The organism is Vibrio sp. SS-MA-C1-2, assembly GCF_021513135.1.
GTDB lineage: Bacteria > Pseudomonadota > Gammaproteobacteria > Enterobacterales > Vibrionaceae.
Map to the genome: position 1 here is coordinate 1 of NZ_CP090981.1, position 18,988 is coordinate 18,988.

17 protein-coding genes are annotated in these 18,988 nt (G+C 39.8%); 3 read left to right on the forward strand and 14 right to left on the reverse strand.

Features of this window, described 5'->3' with window-relative positions:
- Window positions 1–307 precede the first annotated feature (307 nt).
- From lpxD to rpsB, 11 genes are all read right to left on the reverse strand, one after another.
- Complete coding sequence (lpxD, locus tag L0B53_RS04585; RefSeq protein WP_235060987.1) at window positions 308–1,330, reverse strand: UDP-3-O-(3-hydroxymyristoyl)glucosamine N-acyltransferase; 1,023 nt, start codon at window positions 1,328–1,330, stop codon at window positions 308–310.
- Window positions 1,331–1,361: 31 nt separating this feature from the next.
- Window positions 1,362–1,871 carry an OmpH family outer membrane protein gene (locus L0B53_RS04590; RefSeq protein ID WP_235060988.1) on the reverse strand — a complete coding sequence of 170 codons (510 nt, stop codon included), beginning with the start codon at window positions 1,869–1,871 and terminating at the stop codon, window positions 1,362–1,364.
- A gap of 16 nt (window positions 1,872–1,887) precedes the next feature.
- Complete coding sequence (bamA, locus tag L0B53_RS04595) at window positions 1,888–4,326, reverse strand: outer membrane protein assembly factor BamA (protein ID WP_235060989.1); 2,439 nt, start codon at window positions 4,324–4,326, stop codon at window positions 1,888–1,890.
- A 32-nt stretch (window positions 4,327–4,358) separates the two neighbouring features.
- Window positions 4,359–5,711, reverse strand: coding sequence for a sigma E protease regulator RseP (rseP, locus tag L0B53_RS04600; protein WP_235060990.1), 1,353 nt, complete (start codon window positions 5,709–5,711; stop codon window positions 4,359–4,361).
- Window positions 5,708–6,904 (reverse strand): 1-deoxy-D-xylulose-5-phosphate reductoisomerase, encoded by a 1,197-nt coding sequence (ispC, locus tag L0B53_RS04605; RefSeq protein WP_235060991.1) that lies wholly within the window; start codon window positions 6,902–6,904, stop codon window positions 5,708–5,710. Before ispC ends, rseP begins: the two co-directional genes overlap by 4 nt.
- A 3-nt stretch (window positions 6,905–6,907) precedes the next feature.
- Entirely contained in the window at window positions 6,908–7,756 is an 849-nt protein-coding gene (locus L0B53_RS04610; RefSeq protein ID WP_235060992.1) for a phosphatidate cytidylyltransferase, read from the reverse strand.
- A 26-nt stretch (window positions 7,757–7,782) separates the two neighbouring features.
- On the reverse strand, window positions 7,783–8,544 hold the full coding sequence (locus L0B53_RS04615) for an isoprenyl transferase (RefSeq protein WP_235060993.1): 762 nt from the start codon (window positions 8,542–8,544) through the stop codon (window positions 7,783–7,785).
- 81 nt (window positions 8,545–8,625) lie between these two features.
- Window positions 8,626–9,183: a ribosome recycling factor gene (gene frr / locus L0B53_RS04620; RefSeq protein WP_235060994.1), complete on the reverse strand. Its 558-nt coding sequence runs from the start codon at window positions 9,181–9,183 to the stop codon at window positions 8,626–8,628.
- Window positions 9,184–9,302: 119 nt separating this feature from the next.
- Window positions 9,303–10,031, reverse strand: coding sequence for a UMP kinase (gene pyrH, locus L0B53_RS04625; protein ID WP_235060995.1), 729 nt, complete (start codon window positions 10,029–10,031; stop codon window positions 9,303–9,305).
- Between the two features lie 101 nt (window positions 10,032–10,132).
- Window positions 10,133–10,984, reverse strand: coding sequence for a translation elongation factor Ts (gene tsf / locus L0B53_RS04630; protein WP_235060996.1), 852 nt, complete (start codon window positions 10,982–10,984; stop codon window positions 10,133–10,135).
- Window positions 10,985–11,114: 130 nt separating this feature from the next.
- Window positions 11,115–11,843 (reverse strand): 30S ribosomal protein S2, encoded by a 729-nt coding sequence (gene rpsB, locus L0B53_RS04635; protein WP_235060997.1) that lies wholly within the window; start codon window positions 11,841–11,843, stop codon window positions 11,115–11,117.
- Between the two features lie 397 nt (window positions 11,844–12,240).
- Between rpsB and map the strand changes: the two genes are divergently transcribed.
- Both map and glnD read left to right on the forward strand, forming a co-directional pair.
- Complete coding sequence (gene map / locus L0B53_RS04640; RefSeq protein WP_235060998.1) at window positions 12,241–13,065, forward strand: type I methionyl aminopeptidase; 825 nt, start codon at window positions 12,241–12,243, stop codon at window positions 13,063–13,065.
- Window positions 13,066–13,354: 289 nt separating this feature from the next.
- A complete protein-coding gene (gene glnD / locus L0B53_RS04645; protein WP_235060999.1) occupies window positions 13,355–15,976 on the forward strand; it encodes a bifunctional uridylyltransferase/uridylyl-removing protein GlnD in 2,622 nt (873 codons plus the stop codon).
- Here glnD and L0B53_RS04650 read toward each other — a convergent pair.
- The 3 genes from L0B53_RS04650 to L0B53_RS04660 form a co-directional block, all read right to left on the reverse strand.
- Window positions 15,973–16,422: a flavodoxin gene (locus L0B53_RS04650; protein WP_235061000.1), complete on the reverse strand. Its 450-nt coding sequence runs from the start codon at window positions 16,420–16,422 to the stop codon at window positions 15,973–15,975. The genes glnD and L0B53_RS04650 overlap by 4 nt on opposite strands.
- Before the next feature lie 109 nt (window positions 16,423–16,531).
- Window positions 16,532–17,266 carry a tRNA pseudouridine(65) synthase TruC gene (gene truC, locus L0B53_RS04655; protein WP_235062301.1) on the reverse strand — a complete coding sequence of 245 codons (735 nt, stop codon included), beginning with the start codon at window positions 17,264–17,266 and terminating at the stop codon, window positions 16,532–16,534.
- Window positions 17,267–17,344: 78 nt separating this feature from the next.
- Window positions 17,345–17,668 (reverse strand): YqcC family protein, encoded by a 324-nt coding sequence (locus L0B53_RS04660; protein ID WP_235061001.1) that lies wholly within the window; start codon window positions 17,666–17,668, stop codon window positions 17,345–17,347.
- A 249-nt stretch (window positions 17,669–17,917) separates the two neighbouring features.
- On the opposite strand from L0B53_RS04660, the gene L0B53_RS04665 reads away from it, so the two are divergent.
- The gene (locus L0B53_RS04665; RefSeq protein WP_235061002.1) at window positions 17,918–18,967 is read left to right on the forward strand and encodes a DUF3549 family protein; all 1,050 of its coding nucleotides are present in this window, start codon (window positions 17,918–17,920) and stop codon (window positions 18,965–18,967) included.
- The last annotated feature ends 21 nt before the right edge of the window (window positions 18,968–18,988 follow it).

Here is an 18,988-nt window from a genome sequence, read left to right on the forward strand (position 1 = left end):
AACGGGTAACGGTGAGGTAGCAGTTCTTTGACTTGATTAATATTCAGTGTTTTATTTTCGCGACTCAAAGCAATCATCCTATATTTATAGAGCCTTAATCTAATAATATATCAATTATCAGTAACTCAATTAATGGTCGTATTCTCTTCTTACTTAGTATTATCGCTAATAGGCAATAACACTAATTAACTTAAGTCATAGAATAACAGTATTGATCATTATCACAAAAATCTAATCACTAAATCTAGCTAAAATCATGCCGTGGTCAAACCACCTCAACGTATTTTATTGCATATTAAGCTAACAATTAATCATTATCGAGCTGTTTTTCAACACGTTTAAGACGCTTATGCATATCATCAATCTTCAACACGCGCGCCGCTGTTTTACGCCACTCTTTATTAGTTTGTAATGGAATGCCCGAAGAGTATACACCCGGTTCAGTGATTGGACGCATCACCATCGCCATACCTGTAACCGTGACACCATCGGCAATCGACATATGACCATTAAAGACACTAGCTCCACCAATAAAACAGTGTTGTCCTACGGTTAAACTGCCAGCCATTACCGTCGATCCCGCCACTGCAGTACCTTGACCAATATTTACATTATGGGCAATTTGGCACTGATTATCGATAATAACGTTATCAGCAATAATCGTGTCATCTAATGCGCCACGGTCAATGGTTGTACTGGCACCAATTTCGACATTATTACCAATTCTAACCGTTCCAAGTTGTGGAATTTTAACCCACTTACCACGATTATTAGCATAACCAAAACCATCAGCACCCAATACTGTGCTCGATTGTACTAAACAGTCACTGCCTAACACCACGTTGTGATAAACAGAGACGTTTGCCCATAATTTGGTTCTCGCACCCAGTTGTGCATTCTGACCAATAAAACAACCCGCTCCGACAATCACGTCATCACCCAGTACGGCACCAGATTCAATCACAGCATTCGCACCAATTGAAACATTTTCACCCAACGTTGCATCTTCAGCGATAACCGCAGAAGGTGCGATATCTTGAGCAGGTTTTGGCGTAGTGTCTAATGCTTGAGCCGTCAATGCATAACCTAAATAAGGGTCATTCATGATTAACACATTACCAGCAAAAAACTCAGCATCTGCTGGTTTCAAGATGATCGCCGAAGCTTTACATTCAGATAGTTTCTCTCGATATTTACTGCTTGAGAGAAATGTAATTTGTCCAGCTTGTGCTTTATCTGTACCAGCAAGTGAACCAACAACAACGGAACCGTCGCCACGTAGCTCAGCGCCAATTGTTTCTGCCAATGCTGCTAATGTGATATCAACCATGATTAACCTTTATTCTTTTTATATGACTTAATTACTTAACTTCTTCGATAACTTTCTTAGAAAGATCATCCGCAGGTTTTGCGTATAGCACTGTTTGTGCATCAACCACTAGATCATAACCATCTTGTTGAGCAACTTTACCCACTGCAGTCTGAATTTCCATGAGTAGCTTCTGACGCTCTTCATTTTGACGACGACGGTTATCTTCATCTAAAGCTTTTGCTTTCAGTTTATAATCAGACTCAAGAGAGACAATAGCACGCTGTGCATTAGTGCGGTCGGTGGCACTCATTAACTGACCATCACGTTTTAGTTTATCAACCTTACCTTTGATGTCTGTTTCCATGCGTTTTAGTTCATCAATACGATCTTTAAACTCAGCACGTAGTTTTTTAGACACAGCTTCACGTTGAGGCAACTGCTGGAAAACAGCTTGAATATTGACATAGCCCACTTTTTGCGCTGCTTCTGCCGCATTTGCGTATGCTGAAGCTGATAAAATAATTAACCCAACACTTGCTGCTTTTAAAAATTTATTCAAGGTAATCTCCTAATTATTAAAATGTTTTACCAATTGTAAATGTAAAGAACTCTTCATCATCGCCATCATAAGACTTAATTGGCTCAGCAACGGAGAAGACTAAAGGTCCCATTGGGGACATCCACTGCAATGCAATACCAACAGATGCTCGGAAATTCGTTGGATCAGAATAATCATAATAATCATCTTCGCCAGTTACGACATTACCATTCGATTTGTAATCAAACTCGGTATCCCAAACTGAAGCCGCATCAACAAAGACACTGGTACGGATCTGATTACGATAATCGTCTGCCACAAATGGTAATGGGAAGAACAATTCCATACTCGCTAACGCAATCGCGTTTCCGCCAGTAGAATCATCTGTTGCATAAATATCCGAGTTATTACCAGCAATTCCACCGGGCATTGGTTGACCTTGGCTATATACTGCTTTTGGTCCTGCAGTATTTGAACGGAAACCACGTAGTGTAGAGTAGCCACCCGCATAAAAGTTCTCATAGAATGGTAATAAATTGTCATTACCATCAATTTCACCATAACCATTACCGTAACCTAAGCGTCCACGCATCAATAAGCTAAAGCTATGTGCTTCCGTCAGCGGGAAGTATTGTCGAACATCATATTGAGTCTTGAAGTATTGGGTATCCGAGCCTGGTACCGTCATCTTGAAATAAGCACGTTGATAGTTACCTGCCGTTGGGAAGTAGCCCTTATTCAAGTTGTTACGCGTCCAAGAAACCGTCCAATCATAATCATCAACGATTAATGTTTGACCATTATCGCTTAAATTTCCTTGTTGAGTAGTTTTAAACTCTTGTACCTGATCATATTCTGGTAGATTGGAGATTCGGTTATGGGTATACCCCACACTAAAGTCAAAGTAGTTCAATTCATTAAACGGGAAACCCCAAGTTAATGACGCACCATAGGTTTTGTTCGTATAGTCAACAATGTTAGCATCTGAGGCTTCAAACTGATTATAGAAAACCTTACCACCTAAACTAATACCATCAATGGTAAAATAAGGGTCTTTATATTCTAAGGTAATATTTTGTTGGTAATCATTGGTCATCGCATTAATACCAACTTTATTACCAGAACCTAAGAAGTTATCTTGCTGTAGACCTAACTGGAAGCTAATCCCTGATTCAGTACCATAACCGACACCAAAGTTGACACTACCAGCATTGGCTTCTTTAACGTTATAGATAACATCAACTTGATCGCTACTGCCTGGAACTCGTACCGTTTTCATATCAACAGTTTCAAAGAAACCTAAACGGTTAAGGCGGGATTTGCTTTGCTCTAATGCTTTAGAGTTTAGCCATGCCCCTTCCATTTGACGCATTTCACGACGAAGCACCACATCTTTAGTGGTCGTATTGCCGCTAAATTTGATATTACGAACATAAACACGCTGACCAGGATCAACATTAACGGTTAACTCAACACTCTGTTTGACATCATTGAAGGTCGGAATCGTTTGTACTTTTGGATAGGCGTAACCAGCTTCACCTAATACTTTTTTCACTTTATCTTCAAGAGAGGTGACTTTTGCCGCGTTATAAATTTCATTCGGTTTAAAGTTAACTAATGAGTCAAACTCATCTTCTTTCCCAGCAAGTTCACCACGTAGCTTAATATCTGAAACGGTATACGGTTTCCCTTCAGAGATGTTTAGCGTAATGTAAACGCCACGCTTATCCGGTGAAATTGATACGTTCGTCGAAACAACTTTAAACTTTAGGTAACCACGATTTAAATAATAGCTGCGAAGGGTTTCTAAATCACCAGACAGAACCTGCTTCTGATATTTATCAGAGGCCATAAAGTTCCACCACGGGATATCTGAACGAAGTTGAAATTTACCCGCTAACTCTTCATCACTAAACACGGTATTGCCAACAAAGTTAATTTGCTGAATTTTTGCTGATAAGCCTTCAGTAAATACAAATTTGATATCAACACGATTTCGCGGCAGAGGCGTCACAACTGCTTTTACACTCGCATTATATTTACCAACACTATAATAGAAGTCTTCAAGACCTTTCTCAATTTGGCTTAGTTTCGTGCGATCTAAACTCTCACCCACTTGCATATCGGAAGCGTCTAAGTTTTGTTGTAACTGTTCTTCTTTTAGCGCTTTATTGCCAGAAAATGAGATGTCAGCAATCGTTGCTCGCTCACGAACCGTCACGATCAATCGTCCATTATCTTGGCTCATTTGGATGTTTTCAAAGTTGCCAGAAGAGAATAATGCACGAATCGCATTTGAAATATCTTCTTCAGAAACTTCATCTCCAACTCGAATAGGCATTTTTAATAACGCAGACCCCAAAGGCACGCGTTGCAATCCATCGAATCGAATATCAGTAACTTTGAAATCTTCAGCACCTTGAGCAACTGCACTACCAAATAAAAGTGAAGCTACTAGTAATTTTTTCATCGTCATTGTTGGTCTGATTAGTCCTTGCTCAAAACCGCCTAAAGACGGGTAAAGTCATTAAATAATGCAATGGCCATCATTGCCATTAGCAATACTGAACCCACACGATAACCTACTTCTTGTATTTTTTCTGGGACTGGGCGGCGAATAATAGCTTCTACAGCAAAAAAGAGTAGATGTCCGCCATCCAGTACGGGAAGAGGTAATAAGTTGATAATACCTAAGTTAACACTAATCAAAGCCAAAAAGCCAAGGAAATGTACCAAACCAAATTCGGCAGTCATTCCGGCACCTTTGGCAATTGAAATAGGTCCACTTAAGTTATCTAATGCCACATCGCCAGTGATCAATTTTTTAACCATACTAAAGGTTAAATTAATAAGTTGACCTGTTTTATCAACAGCTTGGCCCAATGCAGCAAATACACCATATTTCTGGTCTATTTTATATTCTTCAGGCCATGGTTCAACTTTTGGAGAAACCCCAATATAGCCGATAGTTTGACCGTTAATATTTTTTGTTTTCGGTGTTAAATTTAACTGTAATTCACGACCGTTACGTTCAACTAAAATAGGAAGTGGGATCCCAGCACTCTGTTTCACCACAGAGACAAACCCCATCCAGCTCTCAATAGATTCACCATTGAGTTTTAATAATTTATCACCCGACTGAAAACCGGCTTCTTTTGCCGCTCCACCATCAATCACTTGAGCTAGCTCTGTCGAGATTTTAGGGCTATAAGGTGTGATACCTAATTTAATTAAACCTGATTCAGTTTCAGGATCAAAGCTCCAGTTCGATAAATCTAACTCTTTATCAATCTGGTAATTATTGTTTTCAGGTGAAACCGTAATGGTCATACGATCATCACCAATTGCACCAATCACCGCCATATTGACAGACTGCCAATTTGAGGTTTTGATACCATCAATCGCTTTTAGTTCCATCCCAGACTCAATCCCAGCTTGTTGAGCAATTGAGGTCGGTGCAACTTCACCAATCACAGGCTTAACCGTCGGCACACCAATGATAAATACGATCCAGTAAGCGGCAATAGCAAAAATGAAGTTAGCTAATGGTCCTGCTGCAACAATCGCACTACGTTGCCAAAGGGGGCGGTTATTAAACGCAAACGGCTTTTTATCTTCTTCAACGGTATCAATACGCTCATCAAGCATTTTGACATAGCCACCAAGGGGGATCATCGCTAAAGTATAAACGGTACCGTCTTTACCTTGATAATTAAAAATGGCTTTTCCAAAACCTATCGAGAAGCGCTCAACAATAACTCCGCATTTACGCGCTACCCAAAAATGACCAAATTCATGAACGGTAACTAACACACCGATAGCAATAATGAATGAGGCAAAGTTCCATAAAATATCGGTCATCCAGTTACCTTTTTAACTTCCTGTTGAGCAATTTGACGAGCAATATTATCACTCTCTAATAAAGAATCTAAGCTAGTTGGTTCGATAAAATCTGATTTTTCTAATACTTGAGCATTTATGCGACTGATATCCATGAAGCCGATCTTTTTATCTAAAAATGCCTGAACCGCAATTTCATTTGCCGCATTAAGCGTGGTAGTGGCAGCTTGCCCTTGATAACACGCATCAATAGCTAATTTTAAACATGGATAACGGTTATAGTCAGGCTGTAAGAAGGTAAATTCACCGACTTGACTAAAATCTAATGGTGCAACATTTGCTTCAACACGATCAGGGTAAGCCATTGTACAAGCTATTGGCGTTCTCATATCGGGTAAGCCCATCTGTGCTAGCACCGAACCATCCTTATATTGCACCATTGAGTGAATAACAGATTGGGGATGAATAATGACACTTAACTGATCTCGACTCGCATTAAACAACCAACGCGCTTCAATATACTCTAACCCTTTATTCATCATGGTAGCTGAATCTACCGAAATTTTTGGCCCCATCGACCAATTAGGATGAGCGATTGCTTGCTCTGGGGTCACTTTGTACAACGTATCTAACTCACTGTAACGAAATGGACCACCTGATCCAGTCAGTAAAATTTTAGATATGCCATTTTCAGCTAAATCACAAACACCAACTTGTTGTTGAACTTCTCTTGGTAAACATTGAAATATCGCATTGTGTTCACTATCGACAGGAAGAATTTCAGCACCACTTTTTTGAGCGGCATCAATAAAAAATTGCCCTGACATCACTAACGCTTCTTTATTGGCTAATAAAATTCGTTTCCCTGCATTAACCGCCGCCATCGTTGGCAGTAACCCAGCAGCACCAACAATTGCCGCCATTACCGTATCAACTTCTGGTAACTCGGCAATATGACACTGACCTTGAATACCAGACAACACTTCCGTTTTGATATTCTCACTATCGAGTTGTTTTTTTAATTGTTGAGCAGATAAATCATCCGCCATGGCAGCAAACTTTGGCTTCCATTGACGACATAACACCAGCATCTTTTCAACATTTGTTCCTGCACTTAATGCAACAACTTGATACTGTTCAGGGTTTTTCTCTACAACTGACAATGTGCTTGCACCAATAGAGCCAGTTGCACCTAAAATCGTTAAATAACGCATAACTTATCCCAACCAAAAATAGAGCAAAGCAAAAACAGGAATTGCAGCCGTTAAACTATCAATACGATCTAAGATACCACCGTGACCAGGTAAGATTGTTCCACTATCTTTAATACCAGAAACACGCTTAAACATACTTTCCGCTAAATCTCCCATCACTGAAGCAACAACAGTGATCGCAGCGATAACAAACATCATGCCTAAATTTGAAAATGGAATATTCATGAGATGAGCGCCAATCCAAGTCACTAAAATAGCGGCAATAGTACCACCTAGCAGACCTTCCAGTGTTTTATTCGGGCTCACTTTTGGTGCCATTTTATTTTTACCAAAACGTTTACCGCTAAAATAAGCACCGCTATCTGCCGACCAGACCAGCAAACAGACTAATAATACAACTTTGGCACCTAAATAAGGCTGCTCTTCTCCACCCATACTCCGTAGCAGTAACATACTCCATAAGAAAGGAAGCATAGTCAGTAAGCCCATCAGTTGACGGAGCAAGTTACTTTTTATCCAATAACGTTGCGAATCTGGATAACCGATAACCAATAGAGAGACGATAATCCACCAAAAACCACCGATTGCTAACATAACATAATGAGAGGCAGTAACGGTTAACAGTGATGGTGCATCAAAAGGGAGGATGAAAAAAGAGAGGACCAATGCGACAACAGGGATAATCATCGATTGAATACGTGAAGGTGCATCTATAAATTGGGTCCATTCCCAGCAACCAATTAAGGTAATCGCTGCGATTGCAATAATAAAAGCATTGAGTGGCAGTAAAAAGATACCGGCAATCACCAATGGAGCAAGGATTAAAGCGGTAATGATTCGTTGTTTAAGCAAAATGCATCCTTAAATTATACTAGTGACTATTTTAACAGCGCTTCTATCTGTTCACTTGTGCAACCAAAACGGCGCTCTCGGTTTAGATACCAAGAAACCGCATTAACAAAACTCTGTTGATCAAAATCAGGCCAATATTGCTCAGTAAAATAGAATTCAGCATAAGCCATCTGCCATAACATAAAGTTACTAATTCTACGTTCACCACTGGTTCTAATCATTAAATCAACATCAGGCAGATCTGACATTGTCAAATTTTCTGCCAGCATCTTTTCGGTAATATCCGATGCTTTTAGCTGATTATTTTCTACTTTTTCAGCCAGCGCCTTTGTCGCCTGTAGAATATCCCATTGACCACCGTAATTTGCTGCAATATTGAGTACCATCCCATTATTACTTGCCGTCAATTGCTCTGCTGATTTTATCTTTTCTTGTAACTTAGCACTAAACCGAGAAGTCTCACCAATGACTCTAAGTTGAATGCCATTTTTATCTAACTTTTTAACTTCACGTCCTAATACAGCAAGGAAGAGATCCATCAATATATTGACTTCTTTCTCTGGTCGTTGCCAATTTTCACTGCTGAAAGCAAATAAGGTTAAGGCTTTAACACCTAGTCTAGCAGCAGTTGAGACAGTTTGCCTGACAGCTTTAACTCCAGCTTTATGACCAAAGACTCGAGCTTTACCGCGCTCTTTTGCCCAACGGCCATTACCATCCATAATCACAGCAATATGTTGAGGAAGTTGATCCTGTTCAATTGAATCTAAAGCGACACTATCAGCCATAATATTTACCTAAATAAAACTAAAAAGCGCCGGCTGTAAGTGATGCAGCTCAGCGCTTCTATAATTAGATCAAGGGAGAGATTAAATCTCTAGTAGATCTTTTTCTTTCACTTCTAATACTTCATCAACCATCTTGATTGCAGTATCGGTGATTTTTTGGATTTCATCTTGAGCACGACGATCGTCATCTTCAGAAATCTCTTTTTCTTTCAATAGTGCTTTAATATCACCATTCGCATCACGACGGATATTACGGATAGCCACTTTGCCACCTTCAGCTTCCGCACGCACAACCTTGATAAGGTCACGACGACGCTCTTCAGTTAGTGGTGGAAGTGGTACACGGATAACGGTACCTGCAGATGATGGGTTAAGACCAAGATCTGACTTCATGATCGCTTTTTCTACGGCTTGAGTCAGGCTCTTATCAAATACTGTAATTGCTAAAGTACGTGCATCTTCAGTAATAATTGAAGCTAGCTGCTTAAGTGGTGTCGCTGAACCATAATATTCAACATTGATACCATCAAGTAGGCTCGGGTGTGCACGGCCTGTTCGAACTTTTGCTAATTGATTTTTAAGTGCTTCAACGCTTTTTTCCATGCGTTGCTTTGCATCAACTTTAATTTCATTAATCATTAGGGTGACCTATTAATCTGGTATTTATCTTATTCTACCAAATGAGTAGAATTAGTCTCTAAATAATCGCTTTAATTATTGATAATCTAACTGAAATGTTACCTTAAACAGGCTTCCAATTAGTTATGGCTGATTAAAGTACCTTCTGGCTCGCCCATCACAACACGACGCAGCGCACCTGGCTTATTCATATTGAAGACACGAACCGGCATTGCGTGGTCTCTTGCTAATGTGAAAGCAGCAAGATCCATCACTTTAAGTTCACGCTCAAGAACATCTTGGTAGCTAAGCTGAGTATAAAGTTCTGCGTCAGGGTTTTTCACTGGATCTTCGCTGAATACGCCATCAACTTTCGTTGCTTTTAGGACAATATCGGCTTCGATTTCAATACCACGTAGGCATGCAGCAGAATCAGTAGTAAAGAATGGGTTACCTGTACCTGCAGAGAAAATAACCACTTGGCCTTGACGTAGTAAACGGATACCGTCAGCCCAATTGTAGTCATCACATACGCCGTTTAGAGGGATTGCAGACATTAATTTTGCGTTCACATAGGCACGGTGTAGTGCATCACGCATTGCAAGGCCGTTCATGACGGTTGCTAGCATACCCATGTGGTCGCCCACAACTCGATTCATACCAGCTTCAGCAAGACCTGCACCACGGAATAAGTTACCGCCGCCGATGACCATACCAACTTGAACACCAAGCTCAACAAGCTCTTTGATCTCTTGAGCCATTCTTTCAAGAACAGCTGCGTCAATACCAAAGCCTTCTTGGCCTTGTAGTGCTTCACCACTTAACTTTAGTAAAATACGCTGATAAGCTGGTTTAGGATTCGTTGTCATTTTTATATACCTTCAGGACTCAGATTACTGGATGGGAGTTATGAAAAGACCGCGAGTATTCACTCACGGTCCTTAATATTATAGCATGTAAATCAGAAGGATTAACCTTTAGATACAGCAGCTACTTCTGCAGCGAAATCTACTTCTTCTTTTTCGATACCTTCACCAACTTCAAAACGAATGAAGTTAGTTACTGTTGCGCCTTTCTCTTTTAGAAGTTGGCCAACAGTTTTAGATGGGTCCATAACGAAAGCTTGACCAGTAAGAGAAACCTCACCAGTAAACTTCTTCATGCGACCAACAACCATTTTTTCTGCAATTTCAGCTGGCTTACCAGATTGAATTGCGATATCAACTTGAATTTGTTTTTCTTTTTCAACAACGTCAGCTGGTACATCTTCAGGGTTAACGTACTCAGGCTTAGATGCAGCAACATGCATTGCAATGTGCTTGATAAGCTCAGCGTCAGCACCAGTTGCGCTAACGATAACACCGATACGTGCACCGTGTAGGTAAGAACCTACAAGATCACCGTCTAAGTAATCTACACGACGGATGTCCATGTTTTCGCCAACTTTAGTGACTAAAGTTGCGCGTTGCTCTTCGAACTGCTCTTTAAGTGCAGCAACATCAGAACGGTTTGCAAGTGCTACGTCAGCAACTTCGTTTGCGAATGCAGTGAAACCAGCATCTTTAGCAACGAAATCAGTTTCACAGTTTACTTCTAGGATAACTGCTGTTTTGCTTGCTTCGTCAGCTTTAACTAAGATAACGCCTTCCGCTGCAACACGACCAGCTTTTTTAGCTGCTTTAGCTGCGCCGCTTTTACGCATGTTCTCAATTGCTAATTCGATATCAGCATTTGCTTCAACTAATGCTTTTTTACATTCCATCATGCCTGCGCTTGTACGTTCGCGCAGTTCTTTAACTAGGGCCGCAGTTACGGTTGCCATGGTTGAACCTCTTTATTAAACAGAAGAAATTAAAAATCAGGGGCCAATATTGGCCCCCTGTTTACCATACTTAGTTAATCATTAGGGCAATATGATTACCATTAACTAAGATACTCAAACGAGCAGGCTATTATTCAGCTTCTACGAAACCGTCTTGCTCAGCTTGAACAACGATGTCTTGGTTGCGACCTTCAGTTACAGCTTGAGCTACAGCGCCAAGGTAAAGGTTGATTGCACGGATTGCATCATCGTTACCAGGAACAACGTAATCAACGCCGTCTGGGTTAGAGTTAGTATCAACTACTGCGAATACAGGGATACCTAGGTTGTTTGCTTCTTTAACAGCAATGTGCTCGTGATCTGCATCGATTACGAAGATTGCGTCAGGTAAACCACCCATGTTTTTGATACCGCCTAGAGACTTCTCTAGTTTATCCATCTCACGAGTACGCATAAGCGCTTCTTTCTTAGTAAGCTTTTCGAAAGTACCGTCAGTAGACTGAACTTCTAGCTCTTTAAGACGCTTGATAGATTGGCGAACAGTTTTAAAGTTAGTAAGCATACCACCTAACCAGCGGTTGTTTACGTAGAACTGATCACAGCTGATCGCGTTCTCTTTAATTGATTCGCTTGCTGCACGCTTAGTACCAACGAAAAGGATTTTGCCTTTACGCTCAGCGATTTTGCCTAGCTGCGCTAGTGCATCGTTGAACATTGGTACAGTTTGCTCAAGGTTGATGATATGAACATTGTTACGAGCACCGAAGATGAACGGCTTCATCTTTGGGTTCCAGTAACGAGTTTGGTGACCGAAGTGAACACCAGCTTTAAGCATGTCGCGCATTGATACAGTAGCCATTATAAATTCCTCTTGGGGTTAGGCCTCCACATATCCCATATATCCGACCCAATGTCATTTAACATTGAGGCACCCCGGTACATGTGTCGATATGTGTGTGATTTAAAATAATTTTGAGTTAGAACTAAATGATGCGGTCTGAAAAAACATACCAACAATCACCTATTCCGGCGCGCTTTATACCATAAAACAGGAGTGAAATACCAGTAAGAAATGCGAAAATCACTATTTAAGAGCAATAATCTACTTAGTTGTTGTCTATTCTCAACACCAATTATTTTGGGTATCATTCTCATATTCATCTATAATAATTTAACAATTAAGCAAGCTTATTGTTTCATCTTAAAGATCACACTGATATTATGCCTCCGAATCAATATTTATAGAGACGCCAAAAATGAGTATCAAAATAAAAACTGAAGACGAAATTGAAAAAATGCGTGTAGCGGGTCGTTTAGCTGCCGACGTATTAATGATGATAGAACCTTATATCAAACCTGGCGTAACTACCGAAGAGTTAGATCGCATTTGTCATGATTATATTGTCAATGAACAAGGCGCGATTCCCGCTCCATTAAATTACCACGGCTTCCCGAAGTCAATTTGTACTTCAATCAACCACGTTATCTGTCATGGTATCCCAAGTACTGAAGATACAGTTTACGCTGGAAAATATGAAAAACCGGGCCTTCTAAAAGACGGGGATATCTTAAATATCGATATTACGGTCATTAAAGATGGTTATCATGGTGATACTTCAAAGATGTTCCTTGTTGGTGATGTCTCTCTTGAAGATAAACGATTGTGTCGTGTCGCTCAAGAAAGCTTGTATCAAGCGATTGAAAAAGTTAAACCCGGTGCGAAACTGGGTGAGATCGGTACAACGATTCAAAAATTCATCAAAAAAGGCAATAGCCGTTACACCATTGTAAAAGATTATTGTGGTCATGGTATCGGTGCAGGCTTCCACGAAGAACCACAAGTCGTTCATTATAAAAATGGCGACAATACTGTATTAAAAGCGGGAATGTGCTTCACCATCGAACCAATGATTAATGCGGGTAAGCATGTATCTATGTTAGATAGTGATGATAACTGGACGGTTTACACTGCCGATAACAAAAAGTCAGCTCAGTGGGAACACACGATACTGGTGACAGAGCAAGGTTGTGAAGTCCTAACATTACGTGATGATGAGACGCTTCCTCGTTTCTTTAAGTAATGAATAAATAGCCACTCAATCAGTTAAATAAATCTTCATGAAACACACTATTGAGATGATTATTCAGATTAAGCCGACCTTTTGTCGGCTTTTTTATATTCGCTTTTTATTATTATTCCCTGCTTATCATTGATGATATTTATCCCCCTTTTCACTTGAAGTCGCGACCAATGAGATCACTGGCCTATAAAATATCTCTTCTTTACCCACGACTAGCAACTCCAATTGCTTTCGGTATATACTTTTCTTAAGAAATTATTTTTAGCTGTTATTTTATCAAGGAACGATAATGCCAAGCTCTCCTAAAATCCCGACTACATTAAATGACCAAGAGCTTAATTGTGACAATCTCAAGCAGTTGCTCGAACAATTTTGGCGCTGGCAACAAGCTCAGTTTTTTACCGGCTGTGATGTTTCCGATTTAGTTCATGCCCGTTCTCATTATATCGATCAACTGCTTTGTCGTTTATGGGATTACTTTCAATTAAGCCAATCAACAAATCTCTCTTTAATTGCCGTTGGTGGTTATGGTCGAGGAGAGCTACACCCTCTTTCTGATGTTGATATCCTAATATTAGCCACGCACTCGTTAACTTCAGATGAAGAACAGCAAGTCAGTCAGTTTTTAACTCTGCTGTGGGATCTGAAATTAGAGGTTGGGCATAGTGTGCGCACACTAGACGAATGTTATCAGCAGGGTGCCAATGACTTAACCATTGCGACTAACTTGCAAGAGTCACGATTAATTACAGGAGAGAAAAATAACTTTGAACAGCTTATTACTTATATCCACAGTGAACACTTTTGGCCAAGTGAAACATTTTTCCAAGCTAAATTAGAAGAGCAACGTCAACGACATGCTCGCTATCACGATACGACTTACAACTTAGAGCCCGATATTAAAACCAGTCCAGGTGGACTGCGAGATATCCACACCCTAGCTTGGATTGCCCGTCGCCATTTTGGTGCAACGAGTCTTTTTGAGATGAGTCGATATGGATTTCTTACCGATGCCGAATATCGAGAATTGGCTGAATGTCAGGCTTTTCTTTGGCATGTCCGTTTCGCTCTCCACCTGCAACTAAAACGTTATGACAATCGACTCACCTTTGCTCATCAAGCTACTGTTGCAGAAAGCTTAGGCTATCACGGTGAAGGAAACCAAGCGGTTGAAAAGATGATGAAGTCTTTCTTTCGTACTCTACGCCGAGTTTCTGAATTGAATAAGATGTTATTGCAACTCTTTGAACAGGCTATTTTGGAAAATCACGACAATGAATATATCACAATTCTTGATGATGATTTTCAGATGCAAGGCTCGTTGATTGAAGCAAGAAAACCCGTTCTTTTTCAAGCCCGTCCTGAAACTATTCTTGATCTGTTTCTTCATATTACCCATAACCCCAATATTAGTGGTATTAGCGCCCCAACATTACGTCAATTAAGAACCGCAAAACGCCGTCTAAATATTAGCTTATGCGAACTTCCAGAAGCTCGAGAAAAGTTTATGGCCCTATTGCGTCACCCCAACGTATTGGATAAAGCGGTACCATTAATGCATCTTCATGGTGTCTTTTCTGCCTACCTTCCACAGTGGAGTCAGATTGTTGGTCAGATGCAGTTCGACCTTTTCCATGTCTACACGGTTGATGAACATACCATTCGAGTATTAAAAAACATCAATAAATTTAATTTAGAAGAGAACAGAGAACGCCACCCCATAAGTTGTCGTATATTCCCGAGTTTAGCGAAAAAAGAGTTACTTTATCTGGCCGCGATTTTCCATGATATCGGTAAAGGCCGAGGCGGAGACCATTCAGAAATTGGCGCAATAGAGAGTTATCAATTCTGCCTCGATCATGGGCTATCTCGTCCTGAAGCAAAATTAGTCTCCTGGTTGGTAGAACAACATCTATTAATGTCAGTGACGGCACAAAGACGAGATATTTACGATCCTGACGTGATCACTGAATTTGCTAAAAAAGTTCGTGATGAAGAACGATTAAGTTACCTACTTTGTCTGACTGTTGCTGATATTTGTGCCACTAACTCCGATCTTTGGAACAGTTGGAAAGCGAGTCTATTAACGCAACTTTTCTATTCAACTCAAAAAGCCCTACGCCGTGGATTAGAAAACCCGCCAGATATGCGTGAACGAATTAGACATAATCAAACTCAAGCCTCAGCCTTATTGATTGAAAAAGGGTTTGATAAATCAGCGATTCAACAGCTTTGGTTGAGATTTAAAGCTGACTACTTTTTACGGCATAACTACCAACAAATCGCTTGGCATGGCGAGCACTTATTACAACATGATAATGAGCAGCCACTCATTCTGGTTAGTCACACTCAATTTAGTGGTGGAACAGAAATATTTATTCATGCTGCTGATCGACCAAGCTTATTTGCTACGGTTGTATCTATTCTAGATAAAAAGAATTTGAGTGTTCATGATGCGCAGGTCATGTCGAGTAAAGATCATTTTGCTCTTGATACTTTTTTAGTGCTTGATCAGAGTGGACAAGCGATTGCAGAAGATCGTCATATTGCGATCATCAAGGCGATTGGCAATGCTCTGACCAATAAACCGAATAAAATTAAGAGTAAAAAAATACCGAAGAAGCTATCCCACTTTAATGTCCCAACTCAAACCAGTTTTATCCTATCAAAAAATAGAAAACGTTCGATGATGGAATTAATTGCGCTTGATACGCCAGGACTACTTGCCAAGGTGGGTTCAGTCTTTGCGGAACAAAAGCTAACCTTACATTCAGCAAAAATCACCACTATTGGTGAACGGGCAGAGGATTTCTTTATTTTAACCAATGAAGAAGGGCATGCCCTCACCATTGAACAGCAAGAGCAACTCACCGATAAACTACAAAAGATTACCAGTGAGAATTGCCATTAAATCAGCTTAGTATTCAATTTTTCTAACCAATCCAAAGCTGGCGGTTGAGGATCGAAGTCAACCCCAGCATCAATATTCAGTCTTGGATAAAGCTCAACCATGGCCATCTGTTGAAATAACGCTTCAACCTTGTCACCGGCACCACAAAAGTTTTGATAACTTGAATCCCCTAAAGTAATTAAGCCATAAGAGAGTTGTGGCAACTGTGGTAATGTATCATTAAGTTGTTGATGCAAGTTTGCCAATGTATCAGGTAACTCACCTTGTCCCGTGGTCGATGTCACAATCAGAACGGTATCATTATTTCCATCTACAATATCTGTAAGTTCAGCGTTATCGTAAAGCGTCACTTGATGCCCTTTACTTGTTAATGTTTGCTCAACATCACACGCTAAATTTTCAGCATTACCAAATACTGAACCAACAAAAATTCCAATCCTAGACATAAATTACTCCGTTCATTACATATTATTTTTTACTTACATTCTTATAAACTCAAACATAACCAAATAATTAATTCGGCTAATAAAATAAAGTTCTTTTATAAACATAGACCTACAAATCTAACAAAGATAGCTCCCAATCAAAACTTTTCATCACATGCAACCAAGTTTCATCAATTCCCGCATCCAATATTATCCTTTCATCAGTGATAGGATGAGAGAATATAAGACGGCTTGCATGTAACATTAAACGATGACATTGATAATTTTCACGGAAAAATCGATTATGTCTCCCTTCTCCATGTTTAGTATCTCCGACAATATGATGGTGAAGATGGTGCAAATGGCGGCGAAGTTGATGCTTTCTTCCCGTCTTTGGTTTTAGTCCAACTAATCCATAACGGCTTGTCGGATAACGACTGACAGCAAATGGAAGCTCAATTTCAGCAATTGGCCAATATTCCGTAATCGCAGATTGGTACTCTTTCTCTTCGGAAGCATGTTTATTGGCAATTTTATCTCGTTCCTTTACCAAAGGATAATCAAGAACCGCCGCCTCTTTCACCCAACCTCGTACTAAAGCGTGATAAAATTTTTCAATCGTATGTTCAACAAACTGCTGCTGCATCTGATTCGCGATTTCACTTGAAAGTGCAAATAACAATACGCCAGAAGTTGGTTTATCTAAACGGTGTAACGGGAACACATGCTGACCAATTTGGTTGCGTAATGTTTGCATCACAAATACGGTCTCTTCACTATCGAGCCAAGAACGATGAACGAGCATCCCTGATGGTTTATTGACCGCCACCAGCCATTCATCTTGATAAATAATCTCTAACTCAATAACAGAGTGAGTATCTTGTAGCTCATCTCCATTATTTGTCATATCTATTGATGATTGATTAATCTCTTCGCTCATTGGCTATACCTCGCCTTTAAATAATTGATCTAATTCTTGAAGGTGCTCAACAATCACCACTTGATACTGATGCGCTTTTAATGCTTCAGAAAAATAAGGGGAAATATCAAATGCTGTTGGTAATGGATGATCGTGTTGTAACATAAAATTTAATTTTGGAATTAATACCCATTGTAGCCATTCAATCGGTGTTAAAGTATCAATACAAAAAGGCTCGACACTTGATAAAGCCTCAATTGAAGGTTGCTGTAACGACCATAAGTCATGGCGCTTTAATAATTGCTCTAGATGAGCTAACTGCTGCTGACAAGCATCTCTCTGTAACATCGCATACTCTAGTTATCTAATCATACTGCTTAATATCATACGCTATCTAACAAAAAAAATGACTATATCCTTTTCATCGTTGAAGCTGTTATCCCTTTCTTATTTTGAAGTCGCTAGGTTGTTGAGTATATTCATTCGTCTCAATCATATAAAATACCTATACTCATGGCTCCTCACTTATCACCGACTAGCAACTCCGATTACTTTAGGTATAATTGAAAAAATTTTGTTGATGATATGATTGGAAAAATGGATACTATAAATAGTTTTAGCTCTCTTCTTACTCAGGCTAACTGCCAATTTACCCTTTTTGATTTTGGTCGAAAGATCACGCCAATTAATCATGAGCAACTGACTGCAATTGAACAAAATAAGATCCCTTATCCGTATCCAATTCAGCGTCATGCCCAATTTGCACTGGCATTTTGGAATCAAGGTGAAACGCCCTGGATCTGGTTCTTACGTTTTCCTTTAGATGAACGTGGATTACTCAATCAAGCATTAACCGGTGATTTTTTGAATTACGTGATGGCTGCGATGGGAACAGATTTAAGCAAAGAACCGTCAGAAGAGGTTAAAGAGCAGCTAGCGAATAATCCTTACACATTTAAACCCTCTGACGACAAGTTAGCGATGTTTAATGCTTTATTAAATCAACAACTAAACCAAGAACCAAGTCAATTTTATCCAGCAGCAAGACAGTATTTATCAGGTGAAGTCGATTGGCAACAATGGCAAAATATTGGCTTACAAGGATTTGCAGATGTTTGCGCTCGTCTTAATCAAGATAACAATGCAACATCGGTCAGAAAAGCACTATCACACCTACCAAATGAACCTCGTTATGCGTTACTGGGTTGTTTAGAGCATATCACTATCCCTGATAAGCTTGCCGTTAGGTTAACAGAGCTGTTTGATCAACAACTGCAGCAGCCAGAGCCCGATATTTTCTTATTAACGGCTTATGTTCGCGCATTAGGCAGTGCAAAAGCTAACTACTTACAGCCTTTGATCTTACAAATCCTAAATACGCCACAGCTTTGTCATCAAGAGATGTTCATTGCCATTTCTGGCCGTGCATGGCTTGGTTTAAATGAGTCAAAAGTTGCCTCTCAATTCTTAATTAAGCTGGCTCAAAGTGGTAATCAAAACTTATTTAATCAACTATTTACTGACCTTGTCATGCTTCCTGAACTAAGAATGTTATTACTCTCTTTAGTTAATCATCAACCTAACCCTGAATTAATCGCAGCAATTAAAAATCTACAAAAAATCGCCACAGAGAGTGGTAAGCAATAATTCATCTCACCCTGAATTTTA